This window comes from Acidovorax sp. GW823-FHT01C06 (assembly GCF_058798375.1).
Genome location: NZ_JBXAKN010000001.1, coordinates 1,086,392 through 1,109,560, shown reverse-complemented (window position 1 = coordinate 1,109,560; position 23,169 = coordinate 1,086,392). Strand labels below are relative to the sequence as shown.

Here is a 23,169-nt window from a genome sequence, read left to right as displayed (position 1 = left end):
TTGATAGCGCGCAGCGCACATCAACTATGGACTACCCCGGAAATCTCATCGTAGTTGCAGCCCCCAGCGGGGCTGGCAAATCCAGCCTCGTCAAGGCCCTGCTGGAGCTGGACTCCCACGTCCACCTGTCCATCTCCCACACCACCCGCGCGCCACGCGGCCAGGAAAAACACGGCCGCGACTATTACTTCGCCTCGCAGTCCGAATTCGACGCCATGGTGGAGGGCAATGCCTTCGTGGAGTGGGCGCATGTGCACGGCAACCGCTACGGCACCTCCAAGAAAGCCATCGAGGAGCGGATTGCCCAGGGCTCGGACGTGATCCTGGAGATCGATTTCCAGGGCGCCCTGCAGATCAAGCAGGCATTTGCCAACGCCATCCTGGTGTTCATCCTGCCTCCCAGCTGGGAAGAACTGCGCTCGCGCCTGGAACGGCGGGGCGAAGACTCTCCCGATGTCATCGAAGTCCGCCTCAAGAACGCGGCCATCGAGATGGCACAAGTCAGCAAATTCGACTTCGTTATAATCAATGAGTTGTTTGAGCGCGCGCTTTTCGACCTGAAAGCCGTAGTTCACGCCCAGCGACTCAAGTACGCCGCCCAGCGCCGCGCCCGTGCTGACACCTTCCAGTCGCTCAATATCACCTGAATCCGGAGTAAACCGATGGCACGCATCACCGTAGAAGACTGTCTGGAAAAGATCCCCAACCGCTTCCAGCTCGTGTTGGCCGCCACGTACCGTGCCCGCATGCTGAGCCAAGGCCACGCCCCCCGCATCGAAAGCCGCAACAAGCCCGCCGTGACCGCCTTGCGCGAAATCGCCGAAGGCAAGGTTGGCCTGGAAATGCTCAAGAAGGTTCCTGGTTGAGCATTTTCCCGGGCGAAGTCCCTAAAGAGCACCGCGGCAGCGGTGCTTTTTTTTGCCCAGAAGTCGTCTGATGCGCTCCCGCGCTACATTTAAGGCATGAACGCGGTGCTCAACTCACCTTCTGCAACGCAGCCCCGGTTTGGCGAATCGCCAACGGCGGGCACCCTTTCGGCAGCCGCAGCGGCCGCCAATGCCGCTGCGGCCAGCTTTGCCGCGCTGACGGACAGCCTGGACTACCTGGACGCCGGCAGCATCGAGCAGGTGCGCCAGGCCTACCGGTTCGCGGACGAGGCCCATCTGGGCCAGTTGCGCAACAGCGGCGAGCCCTACATCACCCACCCCATCGCCGTGGCGGCCCAGTGCGCCACCTGGAAGCTCGATGCACAGGCGCTGATGGCGGCCCTGCTCCACGATGCCATGGAAGATTGCGGCGTCACCAAGGCCGACCTGATCGACCGCTTTGGGGCCCCCGTGGCCGAGCTGGTGGACGGCCTGACCAAGCTCGACAAGCTGCAGTTCAACACCCGGGAGGAAAACCAGGCGGAGTCCTTCCGCAAGATGCTGCTGGCGATGGCGCGCGACGTGCGGGTCATCCTGATCAAGCTGGCGGACCGCACCCACAACATGCGCACGCTGTCCGACATGCCGCGCAGCAAATGGGGCCGCATCTCATCCGAAACGCTGGAGATCTACGCCCCCATCGCCCACCGCCTGGGGCTCAACCAGACCTACCGTGAATTGCAGGACTTGGCATTCCGGCATCTGCATCCGTGGCGGTATGCCACGCTGTCCAAGGCCGTCAACAAATCGCGCAACCGCCGGCGCGACCTGGTGCAGAAGGTGCAGGCCGAGGTGGATACCGCCTTCTCGAAAATCGGCATGAAGGTTCGCCTGGCAGGCCGGGAAAAGACCTTGTACGCCATCTACCAGAAGATGGACCTCAAACACCTGAGCTTTGCCCAGGTCACGGACATCTACGGCTTCCGGGTGATCGTGCCCACGGTAACGGACTGCTACACCGCATTGGGCGTGCTGCACCAGATGTACAAGCCCGTGCCCGGCAAGTTCAAGGACCATATTGCGATCGCCAAGCTCAACGGCTACCAGTCGCTGCACACCACCCTTGTCGGCCCTTCGGGCGTGAACATCGAGTTCCAGATGCGCACGGACGAAATGCACGTGATCGCCGAGGCCGGCGTGGCGGCGCATTGGCTGTACAAGGCACAGGATGGCGACGGCACCTCTGCCGAACGCCTGGGCACCAAATGGCTGCAATCGCTGCTCGACATACAGAACGAAACCCGCGATGCCGCCGAGTTCTGGGACCACGTGAAGGTGGACCTGTTCCCCGACGCCGTGTACGTGTTCACCCCCAAGAGCCAGATCATGGCCCTGCCCCGCGGCGCGACGGTGGTGGACTTTGCCTACGCCATCCACAGCAACGTGGGCGACCGCACCACCGCCGCCAAGATCAACAACGAGCAGGTGCCGCTGCGCACCGAGCTCAAGAACGGCGACGTGGTGGAAATCATCACCGCGCCCGTCTCCACCCCCAATCCGGCCTGGCTGGGCTTTGTGCGCACCGGCCGGGCGCGCTCCAAGATCCGGCACTATCTGAAAACCCTGGCGCAGACCGAATCGGAAGGGCTGGGGGAAAAGCTGCTGACACAGGCCATCCGCGCCGAAGGCCTTGAACAACTGCCACCGCTGGACGCGGAAACCCAGCCGATGTGGGAGAAGCTGCTGCGCTTCACCGGCAACCGCACCCGCAGCGAACTGATGACGGACCTGGGCCTTGGCAAGCGCATCGCCAGCATCGTCGCAAAACGGCTCATGGTGCTGATGTCCGAGCATGGCCACCGCCCCGACGCGCTGCTCATGACCCGCGAGCGCTATACCTCGCATGAAACGCTGTCTCAGGGGGCCGTCACGCTCGACGGCAGCGAAAACGCGTCGGTGCAATACGCCACCTGCTGCAGGCCCGTGCCCGGCGACAGCATCGTCGGCTATCTCGGCCGGGGCGAAGGGCTGGTCGTCCACAACGTGCACTGCACGGTGGCCAAGCGCCTGCAGCACAAGGACAGCGAACGCTTCATCGCGGTGGACTGGTCCGACGAGCCCACCCGCATGTTTGAAACAGGGGTCGTGGTCACCGTCACCAACGGCAAGGGTGTCCTGGCCCGCGTGGCCGCGGAACTGGCAAATTCAGAAGCGGATATCACCCATGTCGACATGGATGACGAGGCCGCGCTCGACACCACCGACCTGCGGTTTATCGTTGCCGTGCGCGACCAGGCACACCTGGAACTGGCGCTGAAAAACCTGCGCCGCACCCAGGCAGTCATTCGCGCCGCCAGGATCACGCCACAGGCGTAGGAAATCCAGCTGGCCTGGAGGCCCCACCAGCCACTCGGCTTCGGCTGCGTTGCTGCGCGGTTGGCTGCTACCCGGCTCGCGGCGGGTATCTCACCTCCACCACCTCCAGATTGCGGACACCGCCCGGCGTGGGCAGTTGCACCTCATCACCGACACGGGCCTTGAGCAATGCGCGGGCGACCGGAGAAATCCAGCTCACCTGCGACTCGTGGCTGTCCGCCTCATCGATGCCCATGATGGTGATGGTGCGCTCCACGGCCTCATCATCCACATAGGTCACCGTGGCCCCGAAAAACACCTGGTCACTTCCAGCGTGAAGGCTGGGGTCCACCACTTCAGCAATTTCCAGCCGCTGGGTCAGGAACCGGATGCGCCGGTCGATTTCGCGCAGACGCTTCTTGCCATACAGGTAGTCGCCGTTTTCGGAGCGATCGCCGTTGCTGGCGGCCCAATGCACGACGTCCACGATCTTGGGACGCTCGTTGTCGATCAGGTCAAGCAGCTCATCCCGCAGGCGGGCATAGCCAGCGGGAGTGATGTAGTTCTTGCCACCCGCAGGCAGCGGAGGCAGCGCCAATTCATCTTCGTCGCCACCGTCGGTTTCTTTGGTAAAAGCCTTGCTCATAGCCACATCTCCCGATCAGCGCAAAGCGCTCTGGACAAATGAAAAAGCCTGCAATCTTTCGATTGCAGGCTTTAAACATTGGTGCGGCTGGCAGGAATCGAACCCACGACCCCTTGGTTCGTAGCCAAGTACTCTATCCAGCTGAGCTACAGCCGCTAAGCTTTGAATTATAGCATGATTTCTTGGCGACCCTTGAAATCAGATTTTTCTGCTTGTTCCTGCCTTGAAGGCAAACTCAATTAGACACTCAACTCAACGCAAGCCAGGATTGTAATGCACTCCAGAGACTCCAAAGAGAAAAGGACTGCACTGCGACAAGAAAAATGGCTGCAATCGCGATGATCGCCCGTGCGAACGACGGGTGGTAGGGCGTGTTGGACTTGAACCAACGACCAAAGGATTATGAGTCCTCTGCTCTAACCAACTGAGCTAACGCCCCAAGCCATGCTCCAGCGCCATACAACGGGGCAAGCGCCGTATTGTAGGGGCTTTACTTGCGATGGCTGAGTGCGTTGGACACGAGCTTGGACGTGATGTCCACGATCTGGATCATCCGGTCATAGGGCATGCGCGTAGGGCCGATCACACCCAGCGTGCCCACGACCTTGCCGTCCACTTCGTACGGCGAACTGACAATGGACAGCTCTTCAAAGGGCACCACATGGCTTTCGCCGCCGATGTAGATGCGCACACCTTCCGCCTGGCTGGAGATATCCAGCAACCGCAGTATCTGGGTCTTTTGCTCGAACAGATCGAAGGCCCGCCGCAGGTTTCCCATGTCGCTGGAAAAATCGCTGACAGCCAGCAGGTTGCGCTCGCCCGAAATAACAACCTCGTCCTGCGCCTCCGACAGGGCCTCGGAACCCACGTTGACGGCCGCCTGCATGAGGGAGGCGATCTCGCCGCGCAGCACATCCACTTCGGACTTCAGGCGCTCGCGCACCTGCTCCATCGCGAGCCCCGCGTAGTGCGCGTTGAGGAAGTTGGAGGCTTCAATGAGCTGCGATTGCGAGTAGTCCGCCTCGGTGAAGATGACGCGGTTCTGAACGTCCCCCTCGGGAGAAACGATGATGACCAGAAACCGGCGCTCGGAAAGCCGCAGGAATTCGATGTGGCGAAATACCGAAGTGCGCCGTGGCGCCATGACCACCCCGACGAACTGCGAGAGGTTTGACAACAACTGCGCCGCGTTCGCAATCACCTTCTGGGGCTGCTCCGGCGCAAGCTGTGGAGGTGTCAGCGGATCCCTTTGCACCGTCAGCATGGTGTCTACAAAGAGCCGGTAGCCACGTGCCGTGGGAATGCGCCCTGCCGAAGTGTGGGGGCTTGCAATCAGCCCCAGTTCCTCCAGATCCGCCATGACATTGCGGATGGTGGCTGGCGAGAGGTCGAGCCCCGACGCGCGCGACAAGGTCCTCGATCCAACGGGCTGACCATCGGCGATATAGCGCTCGACCAGCGCTTTGAGCAACAACTTGGCACGGTCATCGAGCATGGAATGATTTTAATGATGTAATTTCGCGATGACGTCCAATTTCCGCCATGTTGCGCTCATCGGCAAGTACCAGGCTTCATCGGCAGGCTCCATGGGCGACAGCTCTCGCCAAGCCTTGGAAGACATCGCCCATTTTCTGGAGCGCCAAGGCTGTGAAGTGATGCTGGAGGCTGAAACCGCCAGCAACACCGGGCTGACACACTACCCAGCCTTGAATGTAGACCAGATAGGCTGCCAGTGCGACCTGGGCCTCGTGGTCGGAGGCGATGGCACCATGCTCGGCATAGGCCGCAGGCTTGCCCGGTTTGGCACCCCCCTGATCGGCATCAACCAGGGGCGGCTGGGCTTCATCACGGACATTCCGTTTGACACGTACCAAGCCACCCTGCTGCCCATGCTGCAGGGCGAGTACGAGGAAGACCTGCGGCCGCTCATGCACGCCACGGTGGTGCGGGATGAGCGGATTGTCTTTGAGGCCCTCGCGATGAACGATGTGGTGGTGAACCGGGGCGCCACGTCGGGCATGGTGGAGCTGCGTGTCGAGGTGGGCGGCCGCCTGGTGGCGAACCAGCGCGCAGACGGCCTCATCATTGCTTCGCCGACGGGGTCCACGGCCTACTCGCTTTCCGCCGGAGGGCCGATGCTGCACCCCTCCATTCCAGGATGGGTGCTCGTGCCCATTGCCCCCCACACGCTGTCCAACCGCCCCATCGTCCTGTCGGATGCCACCGAAGTGGCGGTCGAGGTGGTCAGCGGAAGGGATGTCAGCGCCAATTTCGACATGCAGTCCCTGGCCTCTCTGCTGCACGGGGACCGCATCCTGGTCAAACGGTCGGAGCATTGCGTGCGGTTCCTTCACCCCCTGGGCTGGAACTACTTTGCCACGCTGCGCAAGAAACTACGTTGGAACGAAGGAGGTTCCTGACCATGGCGCTCAGGCGGATCACCCTGCGTGATTTTGTGATCGTTCAGGCGCTGGAGCTTGAACTGGGCTCCGGCTTCACCGTGCTGACCGGAGAAACCGGCGCCGGCAAGTCGATCCTGATTGATGCCCTGCAATTGGTGCTGGGCTCCCGTTCGGATGCGGGCGTGGTTCGCGAGGGCGCAAACAAGGCCGACCTGTGTGCGGAATTCGACTGCCCGGCCCATGTTCACCCCTGGCTGGAGGAAGCGGGCTTCGACATCGATGACCTGCTGCTCTTGCGCCGCACCGTGGACGCGCAGGGTAAAAGCCGGGCATGGATCAATGGAACGCCCGCCACTGCGGCTCAACTGCGGATGCTGGGCAACAGCCTCCTGGACATTCATGGCCAGCATGCGTGGCAGAGCCTCACGCGGCCTGACTCCGTGCGCGGGCTGCTCGACGCATTTGCAGGAGTGCGCACCGCAGAGACCACCGCACGCTGGGCCCAATGGCGTGCGGACCAGAAGGCCCTGCAACAGGCGCGCCAGGCGCAGGCCACGCTGCAGCAGGAACGTGAGCGCCTGCAGTGGCAGATCAGCGAGGTGGACAAGCTGGCCCCCGCCAATGGCGAATGGGAAGAGCTCGACGCCCAGCACAAGCGCCTCTCGCACGCGCAGGCCCTGTTGGAAGGCGCGGAGGGCGCGATCCAGACCCTGCAGGACGACGAGGTCGGGGCGCTCGCCGGGCTCTCGCGCGCGCACGCCCTCCTGCAAAGCCAGGAACATATTGAGCCCGAGTTCGCCAATCTTGCGGACATCCTCTCCTCCAGCCTCGCGCAGGCGAGCGATGTCGTGCACTCGCTGCAGCTGTACTTGAGGCATGCGGAGATCGACCCACAGCGCCTGGCAGAACTCGACGCGCGCATATCGCTCTGGATGACTCTGGCGCGCAGGTACAAGCGCACTCCCGCAGAGCTGCCTGCCCTGCTCGCAGGCTGGAAGGAAGACATGCGCCGCCTGGATGCGGCCACCGATCTGGAGCAGTTGCAGGCCGCGGAAGCCTCCAGCGCCAAGGCCTACCAGGCATCGGCGCGGTCTCTGTCACTGGGCCGCGCAAAGGCAGCTCCCCGGCTGTCCCAGGCCATCACGCTGGCCATGCAGGGCCTTGGCATGGAAGGAGGGAAATTCGAGGTGTCCGTCACCAAAGCGCAGGAGCCTTCAGCCCATGGCATCGACGACGTCGTCTTCCTCGTGGCCGGCCATCCCGGCATGACCCCCAAACCCATCGGCAAAGTGGCGTCGGGGGGCGAGCTGTCGCGCATCTCCCTTGCCATCTCGGTGACGACCAGCGAATTGGGCATGGCGCCCACGCTCATCTTTGACGAAGTGGACTCCGGTGTCGGCGGTGCGGTGGCCGAAACCGTGGGACGCCTCATGCAGCAACTGGGCAGCAACCGGCAGGTGCTCGCAGTCACCCATCTGCCCCAGGTGGCAGCCTGCGCCCACCATCACCTGAAGGTTTCCAAGCGCAAGAGCCCACAAGGCACCACCAGCACCGTCCTGGCGGTTCAGGAGGAGCAACGTGTCGCGGAGATCGCCCGCATGCTGGGAGGGGAACGCTCCACGGGCACGACACTCGCCCACGCACGAGAAATGCTGGATATCGCTGCCGCAACTTCGGAAGGAAACGGCTGATGGCGCTCGAAATCGTCCTCATCACCGGCATGTCGGGCTCCGGAAAATCCGTGGCGCTGCATGCCCTGGAAGACGCTGGGTACTACTGCGTGGACAACCTGCCGCCCGAACTGTTGCCGGCCTTCGTAGCACTGGAGCACCGCCACCACGGGAACCGCGTTGCCATCGCAATGGACGTCCGCAGCGCCACATCCTTGCACCAGGTGCCGCAGGAGCTCCATAGGCTCAGGAGCCAGGGTGTGCTGGTGCAATCCATTTTTCTGGATGCAACGATCGACACCCTGGTGCGGCGCTTTTCGGAAACACGGCGACGCCACCCACTGTCGCACGACGACCTCCAGCAGGGGCGCAAGGCGCTGGTGCAGATCATCGAACTGGAGCGCGAGCTGCTGGCCGAGCTACGAGAGCAGTCGCATGTGATCGACACGAGCACGATACGGGCCTCGCAACTGCAAAGCTACGTCAAGAGCTTGATCGTCACGGCCCGGGGGCAGATGACCCTGGTGTTTCAATCCTTTGCGTTCAAGCGCGGCATACCGATGGACGCGGACTACGTCTTCGATGTTCGGATGCTGCCCAATCCGCACTATGAGCCCTCATTGCGTGATCTGACCGGGCTGGACGAGCCTGTTGCCCACTTCCTGCGCCAGCAGCCCGACGTCTCGTTGATGCAGGCGCACATCGAGCAGTTCCTTGCGCACTGGCTGGAAATGCTTGACCGCAACCACCGCAGCTACGTTACCGTGGCCATAGGCTGCACCGGTGGCCAGCATCGCTCGGTCTATCTGGTGGAGCGCCTCGCCGAGGTTCTGAACAGCCGCTGGACCGCACTGAAGAGGCACCGGGAACTGGATGGGCGGTAAGGCGCGGTACCGCGCACACCCCCACCCCCATCACCAAAGCTGCGCCTGCGTCGAATCAAGCAGCTTGCGGATAGGCGCCGGCAGGCCGATGGAGTGCCATTCGTCGGCACCAAACCACCCGCCGTCTTCCGTGGGACGCTCTGCAATGTCCCCCGCGACCAGAACGGGATGAAGATGCAGATCCCTGTGCGTCAGCACGTGAAGAAACGGCTGCAGCTCATTGCAGGAAATGCGGGACGCATCGCCCAAAGACGCGACACAGCCCATGAGAGAGGCACCGTCGGCAAATACCGGAACGCAGTGCATTCCCGCCCAGATGCCAGCCGCCGGACGACGCTGCAACCAAACCCGGCCCCCGGGATTTCGAAGCACGAGCAGTTGCCAGGATTCTGAACGGCGCACCAGCCTGCGCGTCTTGACGGGATAACGCTCCGCGTCGCCGGCCCTGGACGCTGCGCAGCCGCTTGCCAGGGGGCACTGCCCGCAGCGCGGCATTTTTGGAGTACAGACCGAGGCGCCCAGATCCATGAGCCCCTGCGTGTAGCGGGGCATGGCAGCATGCAGATTTTTCCTGGGGAGCAGTGCCTGCGCCTCCTCCCACAACAGACGTTCATTTCCTGCCGACGCCAGGTCCTTGTCGAACCCCAGCAGGCGCGTGAGCACCCTGCGGACATTGGCATCCAGAATGGGGACTCGCTCAGAAAAACAGAAGGCTGCGATCGCTCCCGCCGTGGACCGACCAATCCCCGGCAAAGTCGCCAGCACCGCGGCAGTGTCGGGAAATACGCCCCCATGTTCGGCGACCACCTGCTGGGCGCAGCGATGCAGGTTGCGGGCACGGGTGTAGTAGCCCAGCCCGCTCCACAGCCCCATCACTTCATCCTGCCCGGCCTGCGCCAGCGCCCTCACATCGGGGAAACGCGCAAGAAAACGCGCGTAGTAGTCGAGAACCGTGGCAACCTGGGTTTGCTGCAGCATGATTTCCGACAGCCAGACCCTATACGGATCACGTGTTTGCTGCCAGGGCAGATGGTTGCGCCCGTGCGTCGACTGCCATGCGACCACGCGCTCCGCCACGCTCCCGTGCTCCGTGGCGCTCATGCCGAGACAGGATGGCTGCTGTCGGTGGTCGCGGATTCCAGTCCCGGCAGGGCAATGAGCTTCGCGGTCAGTTCCTGCAGCCTGTGCTCCAGCTGAACCAGCTCGTCCTCGCTCGACTCTATTTCCGCGATGCGCTCCACCAAGCCACTGGCCGCATGCTGTATGCGATCGACGGCTTCGATGCGGCGCGCAAAACTGCGGCGACGTTCACGCAATTGGGCATCCAGCTGGGCGGTGGCGGATTTGCTCCACAGTTCCAGATCGTTCGCTGCGGACTCGTACACGGTACGCAGCCGCATGGCCAAGGCCCGCACCAGGCGTTCCGCGAACTCGGGCTGTGCCAGCTTCAGCGCATTGCCCATGCCGAGGTACTGCAGATGGCTTTGTTCGATCTGGTTCAGATCGTGCGTGAAATGCTCCAGCTGGGGGGCTGAAGGCACTTGAAGGGAAAAACCGAACTCGGCATTGAGTTGCCTGAACGTTCCACCCAGCATGGCCTGGATCTCGGTGCCCGATGCCTGTGCCTTGTCCAGTGTGCCGCGCAGTTTGTCGAAGGTCTGGACATAAATTTTCTTGACCCCCAGCTTGAGCCCCTTCTGTTGCAGCGTCTGCGCCAGTTCAGAGAGTTCCGCCTTGAGCGCCTTGGCGCCCAGTTGCTGGAACACGTCACGGAGAAGCTTGAGGTGAACAGCGCGCACCGCCTGTATCTTGGTCGTGCTCAGGTCGAATTCGCGCTGCTCCTGCTCGACGCGGTGGCGCATCGATTCGATCACCGATGCGTTCTTGCCACGGAGGCTGCGCAACTCGGCCATCTGGTCGTCGAGATCGCGGCGCCGGATATTGATGACGCGGGAGGTTTCAGTGCGCAGGCTGGCGACGCCATTGGCCACCGCCGCCCGCAAAATCGACTGACGCCGGCCCATGATGCCCTTGGCCAGAGCCTCTTCCAACACCGGCAGTCCGCTGGTTTCCAGCAGCAGATCGTCGGCGGTGATCTTGGCGACCAGGCCTTTCTGCGCGGACACCGGGACCACCCTCTCCAGGGGAACCCCCAGCATTTCCGCGGAAGTGCTGCACTGGCGCTCCATCTGCGCCTGCACCTGTTCGGCCGAGTTGAGCGTGTCCCACAGCGTATCGATCTTGTTCAACACCACCAGCCGAGCATCCATGCTGTCCGCTGAAATGGCCAGATGCTCGCGCCAGATGGACAGGTCGGAACGGGTCACGCCGGTGTCGGCACTCAGGATGAAAACGACCGCATGTGCCTGCGGGATGAGATTGACCGTGAGTTCGGGCTCCGCGCCCACGGCGTTCAGCCCTGGGGTATCGAGGATCACCAGCCCCTGCTTGAGCAAGGGGTGCGGAATATTGATGATGGCGTGGCGCCACATGGGCACTTCCACGAGCCCCTGGGCGTCGGGCACGGGGTTCTCATCGGTCAGGTCATCGTGCCAGAAACCCAGTGCGCGCGCGTTGTCCAGGCTGACCTTGCGCACTTCGGCGACTTTCTCGAGCGCCTTGGCAATCTGGTCTGCGTTGCCGACGTCCAGAGGAATCTCCTGCCAGCGATCCGTTTTGACCCTCCACTCGGCCAGGCTCTGCATCTGCAGGCGGGTTTCAATCGGCAGCAACCGAAGGCTGGGCGCCACGCTGGCGTCGTAGCCGAGTTCCGTGGGGCACATGGTGGTGCGCCCCGCACTCGCAGGCATGATGCGGCGTCCATAGTCGGCAAAGAAGATCGCGTTGATCAACTCGGATTTGCCGCGCGAGAACTCGGCAACGAACGCCACCATGACCTTGTCGCTGCGAACCTGCTCCTCCAGACGGTGCAGCCGTTCCTGCACGGCAGCGTCCATGAGCTCGTGCGAAGACATCCACTCGGCCAGCCGCTTGAGTTGCTGGGCGAACTCACGCCGCCAGACGCCGTGCTGGTCGAACTGCTCGTTGAATGAAGGTCCCACTGTGCTCCCAGAGATCTATGTATGGCCTACAAGGCAGGCATATACACAAAATATAGCATCGACGGCCCACGGGCTGTCATTTGGGCCAGGCCGCGCCCCCGCTCGCCTCAGGGCCGCTGGCATGCCGGGCAAAAATAGCTGCTCCGCTGTCCTTGGCGCAGAACGCGTATCGGAGTGGCGCACACGTGGCACGGCGCTCCATCGCGCCCATAGACATTTGCCTGGGTCTGAAAGTGCCCTGCGGTGCCATCCGCATTGGAAAAGTCGCGCAATGTACTGCCCCCCAGCTCCACCGCCCGCGCAAGCACCACGCGAATGGCTTCATGCAGTTTCCGCACCCGTGCGGGCCCAATGCGCGAAGCACTCGTGGTCGGCCGGATGCCGGCCAGGAAAAGCACTTCCGAGGCATAGATGTTGCCGACCCCCACCACAAGCCGGCCGGCCAGGAGCAACTGCTTGATGGGCATCTGGCTCTTTTTCAGCCCCGACTGGAAGGCCACGAGAGAAAACGCATCCGACAGCGGCTCCATGCCCAATCCCCCGAGCAACTTGGCAGCGACCGGGTCCTCCTCCCCCGTGGCGTAAACCACCGCACCGAACCGGCGGGGGTCATGCAGCCGCAGCGTTCCCTGGCTGGTCACCATGTCGAAGTGATCATGGACGCCCGCCGCAGGCAACCCTCGGGTGAACCGAAGGCTTCCGGACATCCCGAGGTGCAGGAGCAGGACCCCGCTGCTGGTATCGGCCAGCAGGTACTTGCCGCGACGGCGCAGGTCCACCACGTGCTGGCCTATCAGGGTCTGAGGGGGGCAACCCAGGGGCCAGCGCAGGGGTTTTCCCAGTGTGACGGCCTCGATGCGGGCGCCAGTGATGGCATCGGCCAAACTGCGGCGCGTCACTTCCACCTCGGGCAACTCAGGCATACGAAGACCCCGGCAATGGGTTAACAGGCATGGATTATTATGACCCGATGGTGCCATTTCACAGTTTTCGGATCGCCGCATTGACTACCGTTATAGCGGTAGCTGCCCACTCAGCATGGGCGCAACAGCCGGGGGGCGACGCCCCTCCCGCCACCGGCGAAGCCCCCGTGGCATCCAATCCGGCGCTGGATGCGGAATTGTTTTACGAGATTTTTCTGGGCGAGATCAGTGCTCGGACCGGTGACCCGGGTGCCGGCTACGCGTTCATGCTCGAGGCGGCACGCCGCAGCGCGGATGGACAGCTTTACCAGAGGGCAGCGGACATCGCACTGCAGTCGCGCTCGGGCGAGTACGCGCTGGCAGCCGCCAAGGCGTGGAAGGAAGCACTGCCGCAGTCACGGGAAGCCAACCGCTATGTACTCCAGATTCTGGTTGCGCTGAACCGGATTGGCGAAACCCCCGATCTGCTGCGCCAGGAGCTTGCCCAGTCCCCGCCCCGCGCCAAGGCGTCCACGCTTTCCGCACTGCCCCAGATGTACGGGCGCGCGAGTGACAAGGCACTGGCGGCCAAGGTGGTGGAAGCGGCCCTTGTCGACGAACTCGCGCACCCCGCCACCGGACCGGTGGCCTGGGTGTCCCTGGGGCGCCTGCGCATGGCGGCTGGCGACAAGCCGGGAGCGCTGGACGCTGCGCGCAGGGCGCAGGCCCTGGACAACGCCAACGAGGCTGCCGCCGTGCTGGCGCTCGAGTTGATGGAAGAGAACACCCCCGAGGCCGAACCCTTGGTGACACAGGCACTCGCCAAGCAGCCGGTCCCCGAGCTCAGGATGGCGTATGCCCGGGTGCTTCTGGGCTTGCAGCGCTATCCGGACGCCAGCCATCAGCTGGAATTTGTCACCAGGGACAAGCCCGCACTGGTGGAAGCATGGCTGGTGCTCGCCACCTTGCAATTCCAGGACAACCGCCTGCCCGCGTCGGAGAGTTCGCTGCAGCGCTTCATGGAACTTGTGTCGGCCTCTCCGGATGCGGACGTGCGCCAGAAGGGGCTGACGCAAGCCTACTTGCTGTACGCGCAAATCGCAGAGAAGAAGCAGGATTTCGCGGCCGCCGAGGCATGGCTGGGACGCATCGACAATGTCGATGAAGTCTTCAGCGCGCAAAGCCGCCGCGCATCCCTGCTGGCGCGTCAGGGCAAGGTGGCCCAGGCGCGCGCGCTGCTGCGCAACCTGCCCGGTACGTCGGCCGAAGACAAGCGGATGAAGCTGCTGGCCGAAGTGCAATTGCTGCGCGACCTGCGGCTGTACCAGGAGGCCTACGCGGTGCAGAGCGATCTCGTGGCGCTGGCGCCCGATGACGCGGAGCTGGTCTACGACCAGGCCATGCTGGCGGAGAAAGCGGGCCAACCCGAGACGATGGAACGGCTGCTGAGACAGGTCATCGCGCAAAAGCCCCAATACCATCATGCGTACAACGCGCTCGGCTACTCCCTGGCGGAGCGAGGCTTGCGCCTGGACGAAGCCAAGCAGCTGATTCTCAAGGCCATGGAGTTCGCTCCGTCGGACCCCTTCATCACGGACAGCCTGGGCTGGGTGGAATTCCGGATGGGGAACAAGGCGGAAGCGCGGCGGCACCTGGAAACCGCGTACAAGGCGCGTCCGGACGTGGAAATCGCCGCGCACCTTGGCGAGGTGCTCTGGAGTCTGGGAGACAGGGAAGCGGCCGTCAGGGTCTGGAAGGAAGGCCAGCGCGCGAGCCCCGACAACGAGACCCTCAAGGAAACACTGGCGCGCCTCGGAGTCAGCCTTTGATGCGGGGCTGGCAAACGACACCGCTGCACCCCATGGTCGGCCTTGCAGGTCTGCGGCGTTTCGCCGTGTTGCTCGCATGGCTTGCCTGCGCGTTGTGGCTGGCCGGTTGTGCGCAGCCGATGCAAAAAACCGCTCCTGAAGAAGACGCATGGAGCGGTCGCCTGGCCCTGCAAGTCGATGGGCAGGCATCGCAGTCGTTTTCCGCCATGTTCGAGCTGCGCGGCAATGCCCAGAGCGGGGGGCTTGCATTGATAAGCCCCCTGGGCAGCCGCATCGCGCAGCTGGACTGGAAGGATGGGCACGCGCAGCTCGTCAGCGCGCAGGAGACCCGCACCTCCGATTCGCTGGATGCACTGCTGCAGGATGTGACCGGCACGCGCATCCCCGTCGCGGCCCTGTTTGGCTGGCTCAAGGGCGTGCAAGCCACGGTGCCAGGCTGGAGAGCGGACCTCTCCGCCCTGGAGCAGGGGCGGCTGGTCGCGCACCGGGACGACCCCGTGCCACAGGCCACCTTGCGCATCGCCCTGACCCGCTAGCCCGCATCCCCTCCTCGCGCACCGTTTGTTGCCATGCAAGCCCTGTATGACGTGCCGGCCCCGGCCAAGCTCAACCTTTTTCTGCACGTCACAGGCCGACGCCCGGACGGCTACCACCTGCTGCAGTCGGTCTTCATGCTGGTCGACTGGTGCGACACGCTCCATTTCGAGCGCTGCGCGTCAGGCGAGATCACGCGTGAAGACATCGGTCCCGCATTGCCGGAGATAGACCTCACCATCAAGGCGGCGCGTGCCCTGCAGCAGGCCACGGGCTGCCGCCAGGGCGCGCGCATCGGCGTCTTGAAGAGCGTGCCTTCGCAAGCGGGCATGGGCGGCGGCTCGTCGGATGCCGCAACCACCTTGCTGGCCCTCAATCGGGTGTGGGGCCTGGACCTGCCGCGCACGGCACTCGAAAAGATCGGATTGACGCTGGGTGCCGACATTCCATTTTTTTTACGCGGCCACAACGCCTGGGTCGAAGGAATTGGTGAGACAATCACGCCGCTTGAGAAAGCACACCAACTGCCGCCAGCGCGCTTTGCCATCGTGAAGCCCGCAGCAGGCTTGGAGACAAAATCAATTTTTTCGTCACCAAGTTTGAAACGCGATTCAGATAGTGCTACAATCTTAGGCTTTGCTGCAGCACACTTTGACTTCGGTCGAAACGACTTGCAGCCCGTTGCCCAGGCGCTCTGTCCCGAAGTCACCGAAGCCATTGAATGGCTCAGGTCGCGAGGGTTGCAAGGCCGGATGACAGGCTCAGGCAGTGCGGTGTTTGCACAAATGTCACACGCAGTTGATTTGGACCGCGCCCCCGAGGGCTGGCAGATCAAGGCATGTGAAAATCTGATGATCCATCCTCTGGCAGGCTGGGCATCAGACGAGAATTAAGGTTCGCTGCCTTCGGCAGTTGACCTGTGTAGGGGAGTCGCCAAGCTGGTTAAGGCACCGGATTTTGATTCCGGCATGCGAAGGTTCGAATCCTTCTTCCCCTGCCAAATTTCTTTTCGCGTACGGGCTTTTTTTTCAGACTGCTGGGACGCTCATGCAAGCCAACCACCCCGACTTCATGGTTTTCACCGGCAATGCCAATCCTGGCATGGCAGCTGAAATCGCCCAACACCTCGGCACCACCCTCGGTGCAGCCGACGTGGGTCGCTTCTCCGACGGCGAAGTCACCGTAGAAATCAAACAGAACGTGCGTGCACGGGATGTTTTCGTGGTGCAGTCCACCTGCGCGCCGACCAACGAAAACCTGATGGAACTGCTGATCATGGTCGATGCGCTCAAGCGCGCGTCGGCAGAGCGGATCAGCGCCGTGATCCCCTACTTCGGCTATGCCCGCCAGGATCGCCGCCCGCGTTCCACGCGCGTGCCGATCACCGCCAAGGTGGTGGCCAACATGCTGCAGGCCGTGGGTGTTGCCCGGGTTCTGACCATGGACCTGCATGCCGACCAGATCCAGGGTTTCTTCGATATCCCCGTGGACAACATCTACGCATCGCCCGTGCTGCTGGGTGACCTGCGCCAGAAGAACTACGAAGACCTGATCGTGGTTTCGCCCGACGTGGGTGGCGTCGTGCGGGCGCGTGCGCTCGCCAAGCAGCTCAACTGCGACCTGGCCATCATCGACAAGCGCCGCCCCAAGGCCAACGTGTCGGAAGTCATGCACGTGATCGGCGAGATCGAAGGCCGCAACTGCGTGATCATGGACGACATGATCGATACCGCCGGCACGCTGGTGAAGGCGGCCGAAGTGCTCAAGGAGCGTGGCGCCAAGAAAGTGTACGCCTACTGCACGCACCCCATTTTTTCGGGTCCTGCCATCGAACGCATCGCCAAGGGTTCCGCCCTCGACGAAGTGGTGGTGACCAACACCATCCCCTTGAGCGACAACGCCCGGGGATGCACCAAGATTCGCCAGCTCTCCGTGGCACCGCTGATCGCAGAGACGATACAGCGCATTGCCAAGGGTGAGTCGGTGATGAGTCTGTTCTCGGACCAGGACAACCTGTTCTGACGCGCTTCCCACGGGAGCGTTGCGGACCGGATTGCGTGCAGGCCTCCTTCGGGAGGCTTGCCTGTTCGAGGGCATTGCATGGGCCTGCCGCCAGGAATGGCACCGCAGGCTTTTTTCAACAGGGCAAGACTGGTCGCGGTCTGTCCTTTTCAGGAGCTAGTTATGAACTTCGTCGCTTTTGAGCGCGCCAAGCAAGGTACGGGTGCGAGCCGCCGTCTGCGCAATTCGGGCAAGACGCCTGGCATCGTCTACGGTGGCACCACCGAACCCCAACTCATCGAGGTGGACCACAACGCACTGTGGCACGCCCTCAAGAAGGAAGCTTTCCACTCCAGCGTGCTGGACATGGAAGTGGCCGGCACGACCTCCAAGGTCCTGCTGCGCGACGTGCAATACCACCCCTACAAGCAGCTCGTCCTGCACATCGACTTCCAGCGCGTGGACGAAAAGACCAAGCTGCACATGAAGGTGCCACTGCACTACAGCGGCGCTGAAGAGTCCAACGCCGTCAAGGTCGACAAGTGCATGGTCAACCCGATCGTGAACGAACTGGACGTGACCTGCATGCCTTCGGACCTGCCAGAGTTCATCGCTGTGGACCTGTCCAAGCTGGAAAAGGGCGCATCCCTGCACCTGAAGGACATCAAGCTGCCCAAGGGCGTGGTGGCCAAGGTCCGTGGTGGCCAGAACAACAACCCCGTTCTGGTGTCCGTGGTGCCTCCGGTCGTGGTCGTCGAGACCCCTGCCGAAGCAGCCCCCGCGGCCGACGCCAAGGGCAAGGGCAAGGGCAAGAAGTAATCAGCCGTCCTTCACGGACGACCCTTTGCTTCTTCCCCAAGGCCAGCGCGCTCCGGCGACGCTGGCCACCGAAACGGCCCACCCTGCGTGGGCCGTTTTCATTGGAAGACGCGGCCTGGCGGACCCCGTCCCGCCGCCGGGCGAGCCCCCCTTCCCCGGCGGAGCCGCTCCGCACCCCTTGCAGTTCGCACCACCGCCGCACACGGATAATCCCGCCCATGATCAAGCTGTTTGTAGGCCTTGGAAACCCCGGGCCAGACTACGAGGCCACCCGCCACAACGCCGGTTTCTGGTGGATCGATGCCCTGGCGCGGGAGCTCAAGGCCACGCTGGTGCCCGAGCGCAGCTACCACGGGCTGGTCGCGCGCACCACGGTGCATGGACAGAGCGTGTGGCTGCTGGAGCCGCAGACCTTCATGAACCTCTCGGGCAAGTCCGTCGCTTCGCTGGCGCGCTTCTTCAAGATCCAGCCCGAAGAAATCCTGGTGGTGCATGACGAACTGGACATTCCGCCCGGGCAGGTCAAGCTCAAGCGCGGCGGAAGCCATGCCGGGCACAACGGGCTGCGCGACATCCACGGCCAGCTGGGCTCGCCCGACTACTGGCGCCTGCGCGTGGGCATCGGCCATCCGGGCGTGAAAAGTGAAGTCGCCAACTGGGTGCTCAAGAAACCCTCGCCCGACCAGCGCACGCTGATCGAGGACAGCATCGCCCATTCCCTGAAGGCCTACCCGGCCATGCTGGCGGGGGAGATGGACAAGGCCACCTTGCTCATCCACACCACCAAGCCGCCACGCCCCAAGCCACCCCGTCCCGCGGAAGACTGACCCCCCTGCCGGCGTGGCCCTGCCCACAGGGCATGGCAGTCATTGCTATTTATTTCATAGCATCCTGCGCTTGATACACAAGCGCTTACCGCCTCCAAGGCTTGAAATCAGGCCGGCGGCGCAGCCTGCAGCCGCTGGAATTTCTGCCACAGGGTTTCCCGGTTCTCCACGTGCTGCGGGTTCACGGGGATGCACGCGACGGGGCAGACCTGCACACACTGGGGCTCATCGAAGTGCCCCACGCATTCGGTGCATTTGCTCGGGTCGATCTCGTAGATCTCCTGCCCCAGGTAGATCGCCTGGTTGGGGCATTCGGGCTCGCAGACATCGCAGTTGATGCACTCGTCGGTGATCATCAGCGCCATGCGGCCTCCCTGGGCATGGAGCCGGAAGCAGGGGCCAGAAGGTACGCAGCGCAGTTCATGCTCCGTATTATCCCGCGATGGTGGCATGTGCCTTGCATGCGACACTGCAACCCACCACCGCCGACGGGGATGTTTTTACCGTTATGCTGTGTATACACATTAATTTGACGCACTCGCGCCTTCCTCCTTTTTCCTGACGCCACCCTCCCATGGGCCTGTTTTTCCTCAAGCGATTCATCACCCTCCTGGCCACGCTGATCGGTGCTTCGGTCGTGGTGTTCCTGGTGCTAGAGATCCTGCCGGGCAACGCCGCCCAGATCCTGATGGGCCCCGACGCCTCTCCCGATGCCGTGGCCGCGCTGGCGGCCAAGCTGGGGCTGGATCAGCCCGCCGGCCTGCGCTACTGGAACTGGGTCAGCGGCCTGGTGGTGGGCAACATGGGCGACAGCTATGCCTACAGCTCCCCGGTTCTCGATCTGGTGCTGGAGCGCCTGGCCCTGACCGTGCCGCTGGCCCTCATGGCCATGGTCATCACCACGGTGCTGGCGCTCGCGGCGGGTGTCTACGCCGCCGCGCGCCATAACAAGCTCGGCGATGTGGGCGTGATGGGGCTGGCGCAGATCGGCATCGCCATTCCCAACTTCTGGTTCGCCATCCTGCTGATCCTGCTGTTCTCCGTGAAGCTGCAATGGTTTTCCGCCGGCGGCTTCCCCGGCTGGACGGAGGACGCCGGCGGCGGCCCGCTGGAAGCCCTCAAGGCGCTGCTGCTGCCGGCCATCGCGCTGGCCGTGGTGCAGGCGGCCATCCTCGCGCGCATCACGCGCTCGGCCGTGCTGGAGGTGCTGCGCGAGGACTTCGTGCGCACCGCGCGCGCCAAGGGCCTGTCGCAGCGCGCCGCGCTCTGGGGCCACGTGCTGCGCAACGCCATGATCCCCGTGGTCACCGTCATGGGCCTGCAGTTCGCCAACCTGCTGGCCGGCACCATCGTGGTGGAGAACGTGTTCTACCTGCCAGGCCTGGGGCGCCTGATCTTCCAGTCGATTTCCAACCGCGACCTGATCGTGGTGCGCAACTGCGTGATGCTGCTCGCGGCCATGGTGGTGATCGTGAACTTCGTGGTGGACATCCTCTACGCCGTGATCGACCCCCGCGTGAAGGCTTCCGACATCTGATTCCCATGAGCGCCGCCGTGTCCACCCCCTCCTCTTCCACGCCCTCCGCCCCCGGCTGGCTGCACCGCGCCCTGCGCCACCGCAGTTTTGTCATTGGTGCTGTGCTGTCAGCGCTGCTGATCCTTGCTGCGCTGCTCTCCTTCGTCTGGACGCCCTGGTCGCCCTACGAGATGGACTTGGCCAACAAGCTGGCGAGTCCATCCGGCACCCACTGGCTGGGCACCGATGCCTTTGGCCGCGACGTAGCCTCGCTGCTGCTGGTGGGCGCGCGCAACTCCATCCTGGTGGGCGTGATCGCCGTGGGCATCGGCCTGACCATCGGCACGGCCCTGGGCCTGCTGGCCGCCGCCAAGCGCGGCTGGGTGGAAGAACTGATCATGCGGCTGGCGGACTTCACGTTCGCGTTCCCCGCCATCCTCTCGGCCATCATGATGACGGCGGTGTTCGGGGCGGGCATCGTCAATTCCATCATCGCCATCGGCATCTTCAACATCCCCACCTTCGCGCGCGTCACGCGCGCCTCGGCCAACGCCGTGTGGTCGCGCGAATACATCATGGCCTCGCGCGCCTGCGGCAAGGGCGGCTGGCGCATCACCCTCGAGCACGTGCTGCCCAACATCCTGTCGGTGCTCATCGTGCAGGCCACCATCCAGTTCGCCATCGCCATCCTGGCGGAAGCCGCCCTCTCCTACCTGGGCCTGGGCACGCAGCCACCCCAGCCTTCGTGGGGCCGCATGCTCAGCGAGGCACAGACCCTGATGTTCCAGGCGCCGCTGCTGGCCGTGTGGCCCGGCGTTGCCATCGCGCTGGCCGTGCTGGGCCTGAACCTGCTGGGCGACGGCCTGCGCGACCTGCTCGACCCCCGCCTTTCACGCAAGCGCTGATCCCGCCAAGCAGACCACCAGAATCCCACGATGTCTCTGTTAGAAGTCTCCAACCTCCGCATCCGCCTGCAGACGCACCGAGGCCCCGCCGACGCCGTGCGCGGCGTGAGCTTTTCGCTGGCGCGCGGAGAAACCCTGGGCCTGATCGGCGAGTCGGGCTGCGGCAAGTCCATCACCGCCATGTCGCTCATGGGCCTGCTGCCCGACAGCGCGCAGGTCACGGGCAGCATCCGCTTTGATGGCCAGGAGCTGGTGGGCCGCACCGATGCGCAGATGTGCAAGATGCGCGGCAACCGCATCGGCATGGTGTTCCAGGAGCCCATGACAGCCCTGAACCCCGTGCACACCATTGGCCGCCAGGTGGCCGAGCCCTTGCGTCTGCACCGTGGCATGAGCGCTTCGGCCGCGCGCGCGGAGGCCCTGGCGCTGCTCGACCGCGTGGGCATCCCCCACGCCGCGCAGCGCTTCGATGCCTACCCCCACCAGTTCTCGGGCGGCCAGCGCCAGCGCATCACCATTGCGATGGCCTTGGCCTGCGGGCCCGACCTGCTGATCGCCGACGAGCCCACCACCGCGCTGGACGTGACCATCCAGCAGCAGATCCTGGACCTCATCAGCGACCTCGTGGCCGAGCGCAACATGGCGCTGATCCTCATCTCGCACGACCTCGGCGTGATCTCGCAGAACGTGGACCGAATGATGGTGATGTATGGCGGCAGCGTGGTCGAGAGCGGCTCCACCGCTTCCGTCTTCTCCGCCATGGCCCACCCCTACACACGCGGACTGTTCGCGGCACGGCCCCATCTGGGCGCCGTGCATGCACCCGGCCAGCGCCCGCGCCTGTCCACCATCCCCGGCACCGTGCCGGAGCTCGTGGACCTGCCGGCCGGCTGCCCTTTCGCCGGGCGCTGCAGCTACACCGTGGATGCCTGCCACCACGATCGGCCCGAAGCCACGCTGGTGGCCACCGATGCCGATGGCGACCACGAGGTGCGCTGCCTGCGCCGCGAAGCCATCGCCGAGGCCCAGAGTGCCCAGGCGGTGAACATTGTCGAGGTGACCGCATGACCCCCCTGGCGTCCCTTTCCAACGCCCCCCTGCTGCAGGTGAAAGACCTGGTGCGTGAATACACGCTGCCGCGGGAACATCTGTTCCAGCCCCCGGGGAAGGTGCATGCACTCAACGGCGTGAGCTTTTCGGTGGCTGCAGGCCGCAGCCTGGGCATCGTCGGCGAATCGGGCTCGGGCAAATCCACCCTGGCCCGCCTGGTGATGGCGCTGGACACACCGACCTCCGGCACCGTCGAGCTGCAGGGCCGCAACCTGCACCAGTTGCCCGCAGAGCAGCTGCGCCACGCGCGGCGCGACTTCCAGATGGTCTTCCAGGACCCCTACGGCTCGCTCGATCCGCGCCAGACGGTGGAGCGCATCGTGACCGAGCCCCTGCAGGCCCAGGGTGAAACCAGCCGCGCCGCCCAGCGCGAGCAGGCCGGCCAGGTGCTGGCCCAGGTGGGCCTGCGCACCAACGACCTCTCCAAGTACCCGCATGAATTCTCGGGCGGGCAGCGCCAGCGCATCGCCATCGCGCGCGCGCTCATCACGCGCCCGCGCCTCATCGTCGCCGACGAGCCCGTGAGCGCGCTCGACGTGTCCGTGCAGGCCCAGGTGCTGAACCTCATGCAGGACCTGCAGCAGGAGTTCGGCATCACGTACATGCTCATCAGCCACGACCTGGCGGTGGTCAACCATCTGTGCGATGAAGTCGTGGTGCTGTACCAGGGCCGCATCGTCGAACGCGGCTCTCCGGCTGAACTGTTCCGCAACGCGCAGCACCCCTACACCCAGTCGCTGGTGGGCGCCGTGCCGCAGGTGCAGCCCGGCCGGGCGCGCGCACGCCGCGCCGCGGCGGCCGCTGCCACGGCCACCGCAAAAACCGCATAACCAAATGCGCA

General features: G+C 64.0%; 22 protein-coding genes and 3 tRNA genes. 17 read left to right on the top strand and 8 right to left on the bottom strand.

Annotated elements, in window-relative coordinates:
• Positions 1-26 precede the first annotated feature (26 nt).
• The 3 genes from gmk (at position 27) to AC1RCS_RS05015 (ending at position 3,242) form a co-directional block, all read left to right on the top strand.
• Positions 27-647, top strand: coding sequence for a guanylate kinase (gene gmk / locus AC1RCS_RS05025; RefSeq protein ID WP_218293540.1), 621 nt, complete (start codon positions 27-29; stop codon positions 645-647).
• A 15-nt stretch (positions 648-662) separates the two neighbouring features.
• On the top strand, positions 663-866 hold the full coding sequence (gene rpoZ, locus AC1RCS_RS05020; protein WP_005794722.1) for a DNA-directed RNA polymerase subunit omega: 204 nt from the start codon (positions 663-665) through the stop codon (positions 864-866).
• A gap of 96 nt (positions 867-962) precedes the next feature.
• Complete coding sequence (locus tag AC1RCS_RS05015; RefSeq protein ID WP_218293539.1) at positions 963-3,242, top strand: RelA/SpoT family protein; 2,280 nt, start codon at positions 963-965, stop codon at positions 3,240-3,242.
• 67 nt (positions 3,243-3,309) lie between these two features.
• On the opposite strand, the gene greB is transcribed toward AC1RCS_RS05015, so the two are convergent.
• The 4 genes from greB to hrcA all read right to left on the bottom strand — a co-directional run bounded on the left by greB (position 3,310) and on the right by hrcA (position 5,362).
• Positions 3,310-3,867, bottom strand: a complete 558-nt coding sequence (gene greB / locus AC1RCS_RS05010) for a transcription elongation factor GreB (RefSeq protein ID WP_218341516.1) — start codon at positions 3,865-3,867, stop codon at positions 3,310-3,312.
• Positions 3,868-3,946: 79 nt separating this feature from the next.
• Positions 3,947-4,023: transfer RNA gene (locus AC1RCS_RS05005), tRNA-Arg, on the bottom strand.
• 206 nt (positions 4,024-4,229) lie between these two features.
• Positions 4,230-4,306, bottom strand: a tRNA-Ile gene (locus tag AC1RCS_RS05000).
• 51 nt (positions 4,307-4,357) lie between these two features.
• Positions 4,358-5,362: a heat-inducible transcriptional repressor HrcA gene (hrcA, locus tag AC1RCS_RS04995; RefSeq protein WP_218341517.1), complete on the bottom strand. Its 1,005-nt coding sequence runs from the start codon at positions 5,360-5,362 to the stop codon at positions 4,358-4,360.
• A gap of 28 nt (positions 5,363-5,390) precedes the next feature.
• Here hrcA and AC1RCS_RS04990 point away from each other — a divergent pair, with 28 nt between their 5' ends.
• Genes AC1RCS_RS04990 through rapZ form a run of 3 tightly spaced genes read left to right on the top strand, consistent with a single transcriptional unit; the run spans position 5,391 to position 8,823 of the window.
• Positions 5,391-6,287 carry an NAD kinase gene (locus AC1RCS_RS04990; RefSeq protein WP_492244449.1) on the top strand — a complete coding sequence of 299 codons (897 nt, stop codon included), beginning with the start codon at positions 5,391-5,393 and terminating at the stop codon, positions 6,285-6,287.
• Positions 6,288-6,289: 2 nt separating this feature from the next.
• Positions 6,290-7,960: a DNA repair protein RecN gene (gene recN / locus AC1RCS_RS04985; RefSeq protein WP_492244448.1), complete on the top strand. Its 1,671-nt coding sequence runs from the start codon at positions 6,290-6,292 to the stop codon at positions 7,958-7,960.
• Positions 7,960-8,823, top strand: coding sequence for an RNase adapter RapZ (rapZ, locus tag AC1RCS_RS04980; RefSeq protein ID WP_218293534.1), 864 nt, complete (start codon positions 7,960-7,962; stop codon positions 8,821-8,823). Before recN ends, rapZ begins: the two co-directional genes overlap by 1 nt.
• Before the next feature lie 30 nt (positions 8,824-8,853).
• Here rapZ and mutY read toward each other — a convergent pair whose 3' ends face one another.
• The 3 genes from mutY to mutM form a co-directional block, all read right to left on the bottom strand.
• Complete coding sequence (mutY, locus tag AC1RCS_RS04975; protein WP_369641685.1) at positions 8,854-9,924, bottom strand: A/G-specific adenine glycosylase; 1,071 nt, start codon at positions 9,922-9,924, stop codon at positions 8,854-8,856.
• On the bottom strand, positions 9,921-11,885 hold the full coding sequence (locus tag AC1RCS_RS04970; RefSeq protein WP_218293532.1) for a dynamin family protein: 1,965 nt from the start codon (positions 11,883-11,885) through the stop codon (positions 9,921-9,923). The genes mutY and AC1RCS_RS04970 overlap by 4 nt, the downstream gene beginning before the upstream one ends.
• 107 nt (positions 11,886-11,992) lie before the next feature.
• A complete protein-coding gene (gene mutM / locus AC1RCS_RS04965; RefSeq protein WP_218341520.1) occupies positions 11,993-12,808 on the bottom strand; it encodes a bifunctional DNA-formamidopyrimidine glycosylase/DNA-(apurinic or apyrimidinic site) lyase in 816 nt (271 codons plus the stop codon).
• A gap of 29 nt (positions 12,809-12,837) precedes the next feature.
• On the opposite strand from mutM, the gene AC1RCS_RS04960 reads away from it, so the two are divergent.
• From AC1RCS_RS04960 to pth, 7 genes are all read left to right on the top strand, one after another.
• Positions 12,838-14,616: a tetratricopeptide repeat protein gene (locus AC1RCS_RS04960; protein ID WP_492244447.1), complete on the top strand. Its 1,779-nt coding sequence runs from the start codon at positions 12,838-12,840 to the stop codon at positions 14,614-14,616.
• Between the two features lie 119 nt (positions 14,617-14,735).
• Positions 14,736-15,152, top strand: coding sequence for a lipoprotein insertase outer membrane protein LolB (locus AC1RCS_RS04955; RefSeq protein WP_370628118.1), 417 nt, complete (start codon positions 14,736-14,738; stop codon positions 15,150-15,152).
• A 33-nt stretch (positions 15,153-15,185) separates the two neighbouring features.
• Positions 15,186-16,043: a 4-(cytidine 5'-diphospho)-2-C-methyl-D-erythritol kinase gene (gene ispE / locus AC1RCS_RS04950; protein WP_369641683.1), complete on the top strand. Its 858-nt coding sequence runs from the start codon at positions 15,186-15,188 to the stop codon at positions 16,041-16,043.
• A gap of 30 nt (positions 16,044-16,073) precedes the next feature.
• Positions 16,074-16,150, top strand: a tRNA-Gln gene (locus AC1RCS_RS04945).
• Between the two features lie 47 nt (positions 16,151-16,197).
• Positions 16,198-17,172 carry a ribose-phosphate pyrophosphokinase gene (locus tag AC1RCS_RS04940; protein ID WP_218293527.1) on the top strand — a complete coding sequence of 325 codons (975 nt, stop codon included), beginning with the start codon at positions 16,198-16,200 and terminating at the stop codon, positions 17,170-17,172.
• 162 nt (positions 17,173-17,334) lie between these two features.
• A complete protein-coding gene (locus tag AC1RCS_RS04935; protein WP_218293526.1) occupies positions 17,335-17,970 on the top strand; it encodes a 50S ribosomal protein L25/general stress protein Ctc in 636 nt (211 codons plus the stop codon).
• Between the two features lie 218 nt (positions 17,971-18,188).
• The gene (gene pth / locus AC1RCS_RS04930; protein WP_218293525.1) at positions 18,189-18,797 is read left to right on the top strand and encodes an aminoacyl-tRNA hydrolase; all 609 of its coding nucleotides are present in this window, start codon (positions 18,189-18,191) and stop codon (positions 18,795-18,797) included.
• A 107-nt stretch (positions 18,798-18,904) separates the two neighbouring features.
• Here pth and AC1RCS_RS04925 read toward each other — a convergent pair whose 3' ends face one another.
• A complete protein-coding gene (locus AC1RCS_RS04925) occupies positions 18,905-19,162 on the bottom strand; it encodes a YfhL family 4Fe-4S dicluster ferredoxin (RefSeq protein ID WP_218293524.1) in 258 nt (85 codons plus the stop codon).
• A 209-nt stretch (positions 19,163-19,371) separates the two neighbouring features.
• On the opposite strand from AC1RCS_RS04925, the gene AC1RCS_RS04920 reads away from it, so the two are divergent.
• From AC1RCS_RS04920 to AC1RCS_RS04905, 4 genes are read left to right on the top strand one after another with little or no spacing between them, the layout of a single operon-like run.
• Positions 19,372-20,334 carry an ABC transporter permease gene (locus AC1RCS_RS04920; protein ID WP_218293523.1) on the top strand — a complete coding sequence of 321 codons (963 nt, stop codon included), beginning with the start codon at positions 19,372-19,374 and terminating at the stop codon, positions 20,332-20,334.
• 5 nt (positions 20,335-20,339) lie between these two features.
• Positions 20,340-21,218 (top strand): ABC transporter permease, encoded by an 879-nt coding sequence (locus tag AC1RCS_RS04915; RefSeq protein WP_218293522.1) that lies wholly within the window; start codon positions 20,340-20,342, stop codon positions 21,216-21,218.
• Positions 21,219-21,248: 30 nt separating this feature from the next.
• On the top strand, positions 21,249-22,286 hold the full coding sequence (locus tag AC1RCS_RS04910; protein WP_218341524.1) for an ABC transporter ATP-binding protein: 1,038 nt from the start codon (positions 21,249-21,251) through the stop codon (positions 22,284-22,286).
• On the top strand, positions 22,283-23,158 hold the full coding sequence (locus tag AC1RCS_RS04905; RefSeq protein WP_218293520.1) for an ATP-binding cassette domain-containing protein: 876 nt from the start codon (positions 22,283-22,285) through the stop codon (positions 23,156-23,158). Before AC1RCS_RS04910 ends, AC1RCS_RS04905 begins: the two co-directional genes overlap by 4 nt.
• Positions 23,159-23,169: the final 11 nt, after the last annotated feature.

Coding starts and splice junctions, on each gene's coding strand:
- mutY (WP_369641685.1), bottom strand. CDS start 9,924: ATGAGCGCCACGGAGCACGGGAGCGTGGCGGAGCGCGTGGTCGCATGG.
- hrcA (WP_218341517.1), bottom strand. CDS start 5,362: ATGCTCGATGACCGTGCCAAGTTGTTGCTCAAAGCGCTGGTCGAGCGC.
- pth (WP_218293525.1), top strand. CDS start 18,189: ATGATCAAGCTGTTTGTAGGCCTTGGAAACCCCGGGCCAGACTACGAG.
- greB (WP_218341516.1), bottom strand. CDS start 3,867: ATGAGCAAGGCTTTTACCAAAGAAACCGACGGTGGCGACGAAGATGAA.
- AC1RCS_RS04915 (WP_218293522.1), top strand. CDS start 20,340: ATGAGCGCCGCCGTGTCCACCCCCTCCTCTTCCACGCCCTCCGCCCCC.
- gmk (WP_218293540.1), top strand. CDS start 27: ATGGACTACCCCGGAAATCTCATCGTAGTTGCAGCCCCCAGCGGGGCT.
- AC1RCS_RS04935 (WP_218293526.1), top strand. CDS start 17,335: ATGAACTTCGTCGCTTTTGAGCGCGCCAAGCAAGGTACGGGTGCGAGC.
- recN (WP_492244448.1), top strand. CDS start 6,290: ATGGCGCTCAGGCGGATCACCCTGCGTGATTTTGTGATCGTTCAGGCG.
- rapZ (WP_218293534.1), top strand. CDS start 7,960: ATGGCGCTCGAAATCGTCCTCATCACCGGCATGTCGGGCTCCGGAAAA.
- AC1RCS_RS04990 (WP_492244449.1), top strand. CDS start 5,391: ATGACGTCCAATTTCCGCCATGTTGCGCTCATCGGCAAGTACCAGGCT.
- AC1RCS_RS05015 (WP_218293539.1), top strand. CDS start 963: ATGAACGCGGTGCTCAACTCACCTTCTGCAACGCAGCCCCGGTTTGGC.
- AC1RCS_RS04960 (WP_492244447.1), top strand. CDS start 12,838: ATGGATTATTATGACCCGATGGTGCCATTTCACAGTTTTCGGATCGCC.
- ispE (WP_369641683.1), top strand. CDS start 15,186: ATGCAAGCCCTGTATGACGTGCCGGCCCCGGCCAAGCTCAACCTTTTT.
- AC1RCS_RS04910 (WP_218341524.1), top strand. CDS start 21,249: ATGTCTCTGTTAGAAGTCTCCAACCTCCGCATCCGCCTGCAGACGCAC.
- AC1RCS_RS04955 (WP_370628118.1), top strand. CDS start 14,736: ATGCAAAAAACCGCTCCTGAAGAAGACGCATGGAGCGGTCGCCTGGCC.
- rpoZ (WP_005794722.1), top strand. CDS start 663: ATGGCACGCATCACCGTAGAAGACTGTCTGGAAAAGATCCCCAACCGC.
- AC1RCS_RS04925 (WP_218293524.1), bottom strand. CDS start 19,162: ATGGCGCTGATGATCACCGACGAGTGCATCAACTGCGATGTCTGCGAG.
- AC1RCS_RS04920 (WP_218293523.1), top strand. CDS start 19,372: ATGGGCCTGTTTTTCCTCAAGCGATTCATCACCCTCCTGGCCACGCTG.
- AC1RCS_RS04940 (WP_218293527.1), top strand. CDS start 16,198: ATGCAAGCCAACCACCCCGACTTCATGGTTTTCACCGGCAATGCCAAT.
- mutM (WP_218341520.1), bottom strand. CDS start 12,808: ATGCCTGAGTTGCCCGAGGTGGAAGTGACGCGCCGCAGTTTGGCCGAT.
- AC1RCS_RS04905 (WP_218293520.1), top strand. CDS start 22,283: ATGACCCCCCTGGCGTCCCTTTCCAACGCCCCCCTGCTGCAGGTGAAA.